The sequence below is a fragment of the Nostoc cf. edaphicum LEGE 07299 genome (genome assembly GCF_015207245.1).
In the GTDB taxonomy this organism is placed as follows: domain Bacteria; phylum Cyanobacteriota; class Cyanobacteriia; order Cyanobacteriales; family Nostocaceae; genus Nostoc; species Nostoc edaphicum_B.
The window spans coordinates 1-6,367 of the sequence record NZ_JADEXF010000227.1 but is presented as its reverse complement, the minus strand read 5'-3'; the positions used below and the strand labels follow the sequence as shown (position 1 = coordinate 6,367).

Below are 6,367 nucleotides of genomic sequence, written 5' to 3'. Positions count from 1 at the left end.
TTATAACTGGCTAACAGATTTAGCTTGTGTACCTTACCAACTTGAAATATGCTGTAATATCTAAAACCAGATTAAATTTGCACTACTTCAGAAATTGCAGCAGTACCAGCTATAAACTTATCAAAGGTTGATTAAGGATTTATGCAAGTTAAAATAAAATTTTAGCTCCCCAACTTCTTGAAGAAATCGGGGATCTATCTTACCACGGTATTTGCGATCGCTCTTGCACAACTTGCTGATATACTTGCTCGGTTTTCTTGGCTAGTTTTGGCCAGCTAAAGCGGTGCTCTAAATCCTCATAAGCGTTATCCACCAGCCATTGACGATAACCTGGATTTTTCAACACTTCCAAAATTCCCCAAGCTAAAGAATCGGGATTGTTCACCCAAGTCACAATGCCTGTTTTGGTATGTTGCACCACTTCTGGAAAACCACCAGTATCAGAAACTACTACAGGTACACGAGAAGCAAAGCTTTCTAAAGCTACAATTCCAAAGGGTTCGTAAAGACTCGGAAAAACGGCACAATCAGCGACAGTTTGAAATTTATCTAAGTATTCATCGGAGAGAAAACCGGTAAAATAGCAATGATGCCAAATTCCCAAATTCCAGGCTTGGCGCTTGAGATGGTCAGTATTACCGCCACCAACGATTACAAATTTCACGTTACCTCTCATTTCTGAAAGGATTTTGGGTGCAGCATTGAGCAATATAGGTACACCTTTTTCATAGGTCATACGACCGAGGTAATAAACTATTTTCTCATCGTCTGCGGCAAATTGGCGGCGAAAATCCAGAGCATGAAAATCTGTATGATGCTGTTTCTTTTCGGCTCGAATACCGTTATAAATGACATCAATTTTGTCCCAAGGACTGTAGAGCGCTCGTTCTACTTCTTGGCGCATATAGTCGCTACAAACAATAATCCGCCACGCATTGTAAGCTAACAAGGTTTCTTTGCCATTTATATAGCCTTGGATGTCTGTGTGAATCCCGTTATAGCGTCCGTATTCTGTAGCGTGAATTGTAGCAATTAGTGGTATTTTAAAATTATGCTTGAGAGCGATCGCAGCATCTCCGACTAACCAATCATGGGCATGAATTAAATCAAAGGGCCCTTCTTCTAAAATCAATTTACCACCGTGATATCCCATACTCAAGTTGAGATTCACTACCCAGTGGAAAAAGTCGTTACTATATGCCACTGGCACTCGATGTATCTTTACTCCTTCAACAACCTCATACATTGATGCGTGACCAAACTCAGCTGTAATTAGGTGGATTTCATGTCCTAGCTTTACCAGTTCTGGGTACAACTCCGCCACATGCCGCGCAATTCCCCCAATAATCCTTGGTGGAAACTCCCAACTCAGTACCAGTATCTTCATCTACTAGACTCCCCGACACTTTATAAATATCTAACAAACTACATTTACCTAAAAATACAAGTCTGGCCAATGCAGTGAGTACTTTTACTAAAATTTTTAGATCTATCAAAGGTTATCAACTTTAGGCTAAGGATAGGAAGCAAAGTATAGTAATAATTCATAATTAGAACAATTGAGCCTCCCGCAACTAGGTGTCAAGAAGGGATAACGACGCAAACGGCATGAACTCGATCGCGTCCTTGCTGTTTGGCTAGATAAAGTGCTTTGTCTGCTGCATTAATCAAGTCTGGCGGCGAAATTTCGCAATTTGGCACAATGCTAACAACACCTAGACTAACGGTAACATGATCGCACACGCGAGATTGAGCATGGGGAATGGCTAAGTCGCGCACTGCTTGTCGAATAGTTTGAGCTACATAGATTGCTCCTTGAATCTCTGTATTAGGCAGAATGAATGATAGCAAATTCTTCTCCACCGTAACGAGCGACTAAATCGGCTGGACGCTTAACAATATTTTTGAGGGCACTTGCTAATTGCCGCAAACAATCATCCCCTCCTAAATGACCATAGGTATCATTGTAGAGTTTAAAAAAATCGACATCTAACAAAATTAAAGACAGTGAAAGTTGCTCGCGTTTGAGTCGCTGCCACTCAGTTTCAAGATACTGATCGAATCGGCGGCGATTGGCTATTTGAGTCAAACCATCTAGGGTAGCTAATCTTTGTAATTCTTCATTGGCAGCTTGCACTTGCTGGTAGAGTACTGATTGATGAATAGCGATCGCTACTTGACTAGCCAATTGCTGCAACAAATTCACTTCAAATGCTTGCCAATAACGAGGTGCGGTACACTGGTGAGCAATAAGTAAACCCCACAGATGCTGTTCATTCAAAATCGGCACTATTATAGCCGCTTTAACTTGATAGAGTTGTAATAACTCAAAAACCTCGGCTGAAAAATCAGATTCCTCAATATTATGGAAGACTTTAGGTAATCCCTGATAATAGTCGCTAAAATCTTGTTTGAGGGAAAATGGGTGCATTGTCAGTTCTAATCTCTGAGGATAGTCATCACCCACTGATTTTGCCGCGAAATTCCCACTTCCGTCAGATTCTAACTGATAGATAGCTACGGAATCTGAACCTAAACACTGGCGAATACTATTTACTGTTGTATTCAGAACCTCCTCCAAATTCAGCGATTGCCGAATCTGTTGAGTTACTTCAGTAATTAGCCGTTCTCCCTCGGCCTGTTGTTGCAGCATCACTTCGGCTTGTTTGCGAGTGCTAATGTCTTCTACCGAGCCAAGAATCTGCGTTGGAGTGCTGTTAGTATCTCTGGCAAATACGACTTCTCGTGTATGTAGCCAACGCCATTCTCCATTTTTGTGTCGGAATTGGTATTCAGTGGAAAGTACTTCATTGTCGTTCAGATTGACGAAGCGATTCGGTATGTCATAGCAGAGGTGTCGGTCGTCTGGATGAAAGCAATTCATCAACCACTGCGGATCTGCGTTACAAAATTCCTCTGGAGAGTAGCCTAAAATATTCACACTTTTCTCGTTAAGATAAATACTTGTTCCTTTTAAGAGGTCAAATAGATATAAAATATGCGGTACGGTATTAGCAACCTTTTGTAGAAAGTCTTGACTGAAGCGCAATGCCTCTTCAGCTTTGTGGCGCTCCTGAAGCGCGACTTTGTATTCAGTAATATCTCGTCCCTCTGAGATCAGTAAGGTAATATGCCTGGTTTGATCGAGTATAGGACGCAGTGAGAAATCAATCGCGATCGCTTGACCATCTCGACCTAAAATCTCAACTTCATAGCGAATAAATTCACCATTAGCAGCAGCTGCGATCGCAGTTTTTAATTGCTCTTGGGTATTTGGAGAGGTTGTCCACCACTTTGCTTCCCAAAATGGTTTGCCAACTACTTCTTCTCGATTAATTCCAGCAAAGTCTAGTGCTGTTTGGTTGGCTTCTAATACAATTCCATTCGGTTGAAGCAATGCGATAAACTGAATGGTTTGATTGAAGATCGCCCGGAATTTTTTCTACCAGAGTGCGATACTTTTGCTCTACCTCAGAAAGTTGTTCTTCTGCCTGCTTGCGACTCATGATGTTTTGAATTTCTACAATAAACGCTCATTTTTTCTGTTAGAAATCCCGCATTAGAGACACACTTAAGATGGCACTTAAGATGGTTGAGCCAACAGCAAGTCAGTGTGGCTTTTTGAAAGCTAAACCTGCCAGCAGCATACTGAAACTCGTACACTGAAAGCTGCTGTTTATAGGCTTTGTAATTAAAATTAACGGATGTTGAAAAAGAATACAGAATACAGAATTCAGAATAAGAAAACTGTGGTGGGGGACTAAAAGGATTGCATTCAACGAAGAGGCAGAGGGAAGGGGGGAGAGGACAAGAAGCAGAGGAGCAGAGGAGAAAGACTTACTGCAAATTCTCCCCTGCTCCCCTGCTCCCTTGCCTCTTTCTCAGACACTCGTGAACTTGCTACCACCGCGCTATCCGCCACTCTGACTCCAAGTTCATTCTGACTTCTGAATTCTGACTTCTGAATTCTGACTCCTGACTTCTGAATTCTATTAGTTTTGATCCAAGCGCAGTACTGCCATAAAAGCTTCCTGGGGTACATCCACAGTACCTACAGATTTCATCCGCTTTTTACCTTTTGCTTGCTTCTGCAAAAGTTTTTTCTTCCGACTGATGTCACCACCGTAGCATTTGGCTAACACATCTTTGCGCAAAGCGGGGATGTGTTCGCTGGCAATAACTTTACTGCCAATAGATGCCTGAATTGGCACTTTGAATTGATGGCGGGGAATTAGTTCCTTGAGTTTTTCTGCCATTGCCCGCCCGACATTGTAAGCTTTATCTCGATGCACAATCATCGCCAAAGAATCGACGGGATCGCCGTTAATCATAATATCCAGCTTCACCAGAGGATTTTCGCGGTAGCCAATAATGTGATATTCCATACTAGCGTAACCGCGCGATCGCGATTTCATCTGGTCAAAAAAGTCAGTTACAACTTCCGCCAAGGGTAGTTCGTAAGTAAGGGTGGTTCGTCCTTGGGCGAGATATTTCATATCTTTGAAGATGCCACGGCGATTTTGTGACAACTCCATCAAGCTGCCGACATAAGTTTCCGGCGTAATCATCTCTACTTGGACATAGGGTTCTTCAATTTTTTCGCGATCGTTGGGAGAAGGTAAACGGCTAGGATTATCGATGTACAGTTCCTCACCTTTGACGGTAATCACCTTATAAATCACCGAGGGGGCTGTAATGATTAAATCTAGGTTATACTCTCGCTCTAGACGTTCTTGGACAATTTCCATGTGGAGCAAACCCAAGAATCCGCAACGGAAACCAAACCCCATCGCGCTCGAAGTTTCTGGTTCGTAATGCAGCGCTGCATCGTTGAGTTCCAGCTTTTCCAAAGCTTCCCGCAAATCTTCAAATTGATCGGCATCAATGGGGAACATCCCGCAAAAAACCATCGGGTTCGCTTCTGCGTAACCTGGTAAGGGTGACTCAGCTTTCGCCTTACTCAGGGTAATTGTGTCTCCTACGCGTGCATCAGCTACAGCTTTAATTGCCGCTCCCAAATAGCCTACTTCCCCAGCGTGCAGTTCATCAACTTGCTTTTGAGTCGGAGAAAGAACACCTAACTCATCAATTTCAAATTCTTTACCAGACGCCATTAAATGGATGCGATCGCCTTTTTTCACGGTGCCATCCATCACCCGGAAATAGACAATTACTCCCCGGTAACTGTCGTAATAGCTATCAAATATTAACGCTCGTAAGCGTTCATTTATCGTATTTGGCGGTGGCGGTATCCGCTCGACAACTGCTTCTAAAATCTCGTTAATCCCAATTCCTTCTTTAGCAGAAGCCAGAATTGCTCCACTGCAATCTAGACCGATAATTTCTTCAATTTCGCCAATTACCCGTTCTGGTTCAGCCCCCGGCAAATCAATTTTATTCAAAACCGGGATAATTTCCAGGTTACTCTCTAATGCTAAATAGACATTTGCCAAAGTTTGCGCTTCCACACCTTGGGACGCATCTACTACCAATAGCGCTCCTTCGCAAGCAACAAGAGAGCGGGAGACTTCATAAGAGAAATCCACGTGTCCCGGAGTATCAATCAAGTTCAGCACATACTGCTGACCATCTTTAGCTGTGTAGTTCATCCGGGCAGCTTGCAGCTTAATCGTAATGCCGCGCTCCCGTTCCAAATCCATATTGTCGAGAAACTGTTCCTTCATCTGTCGGTCTTCAACAGTGCCAGTAGCTTGTAGCAAGCGATCGGCGAGGGTTGATTTCCCGTGGTCGATGTGAGCAATAATACAAAAATTGCGAATGCGAACTGCGGGAACGTCAGTCATATACTATCTTTGCCTTAGCAGCAACCAAAGTTAAAAGGGCAATTTACTTAATGTATTTTAATGCTTTCTTAGCCAAGACGCTCTGCTTTTAGTGCTGAGTGCTGAGTTCCGAGTGCTGAGTGGGGCAGAGGGGAGAATAACTCTTAACTTTTAACTCTTAACTCAGCACTCAGCACTCCTCTTCACCCCATCTTTAACTTTCGATCTAAATAGGTGGACATTTAAGAATATTATGAAAGTCTATTTGTCGCTGCTAGTATTCAACAGCTAGAAGCGTACAATAAATGTAAATAAGTACATCTAGGGATCGTGTCGGGATCGTGGGCAATTGCGACTAGTAATTGTTCATAATCGCTGGTTTATCGGCAAAACTTCTAGAGCCATTGTCTAGTCAGTTATATGAAAAATGCGATTTAAAACTTAAAGCTGTTACTTTGGTGCTATTTCAGGGAAGTATTTAACTGTGCCCTTGAAAATTTTTCAGCGAATTAGCCCAAATAATGAATATAACTACTTTACAAAACTTTAGACAAAACCAATTCAAAGCATTCAGAGTATATAAA

5 protein-coding genes are annotated in these 6,367 nt (G+C 42.5%); all 5 read right to left on the bottom strand.

Going from position 1 to position 6,367, the window contains the following annotated elements:
- Positions 1–199 precede the first annotated feature (199 nt).
- The 5 genes from IQ229_RS08920 to lepA all read right to left on the bottom strand — a co-directional run bounded on the left by IQ229_RS08920 (position 200) and on the right by lepA (position 5,804).
- A complete protein-coding gene (locus tag IQ229_RS08920; protein ID WP_194043005.1) occupies positions 200–1,387 on the bottom strand; it encodes a glycosyltransferase family 4 protein in 1,188 nt (395 codons plus the stop codon).
- 194 nt (positions 1,388–1,581) lie between these two features.
- Entirely contained in the window at positions 1,582–1,851 is a 270-nt protein-coding gene (locus IQ229_RS24665) for a diguanylate cyclase (protein WP_322743961.1), read from the bottom strand.
- On the bottom strand, positions 1,829–3,397 hold the full coding sequence (locus IQ229_RS23845; RefSeq protein WP_322743960.1) for a sensor domain-containing diguanylate cyclase: 1,569 nt from the start codon (positions 3,395–3,397) through the stop codon (positions 1,829–1,831). Before IQ229_RS23845 ends, IQ229_RS24665 begins: the two co-directional genes overlap by 23 nt.
- A complete protein-coding gene (locus IQ229_RS23840; protein WP_228013318.1) occupies positions 3,333–3,506 on the bottom strand; it encodes a hypothetical protein in 174 nt (57 codons plus the stop codon). Before IQ229_RS23840 ends, IQ229_RS23845 begins: the two co-directional genes overlap by 65 nt.
- Before the next feature lie 486 nt (positions 3,507–3,992).
- Positions 3,993–5,804 carry a translation elongation factor 4 gene (lepA, locus tag IQ229_RS08905; protein ID WP_194043003.1) on the bottom strand — a complete coding sequence of 604 codons (1,812 nt, stop codon included), beginning with the start codon at positions 5,802–5,804 and terminating at the stop codon, positions 3,993–3,995.
- Positions 5,805–6,367 lie beyond the last annotated feature (563 nt).

Coding starts and splice junctions, on each gene's coding strand:
- IQ229_RS08920 (WP_194043005.1), bottom strand. CDS start 1,387: ATGAAGATACTGGTACTGAGTTGGGAGTTTCCACCAAGGATTATTGGG.
- IQ229_RS23840 (WP_228013318.1), bottom strand. CDS start 3,506: ATGAGTCGCAAGCAGGCAGAAGAACAACTTTCTGAGGTAGAGCAAAAG.
- lepA (WP_194043003.1), bottom strand. CDS start 5,804: ATGACTGACGTTCCCGCAGTTCGCATTCGCAATTTTTGTATTATTGCT.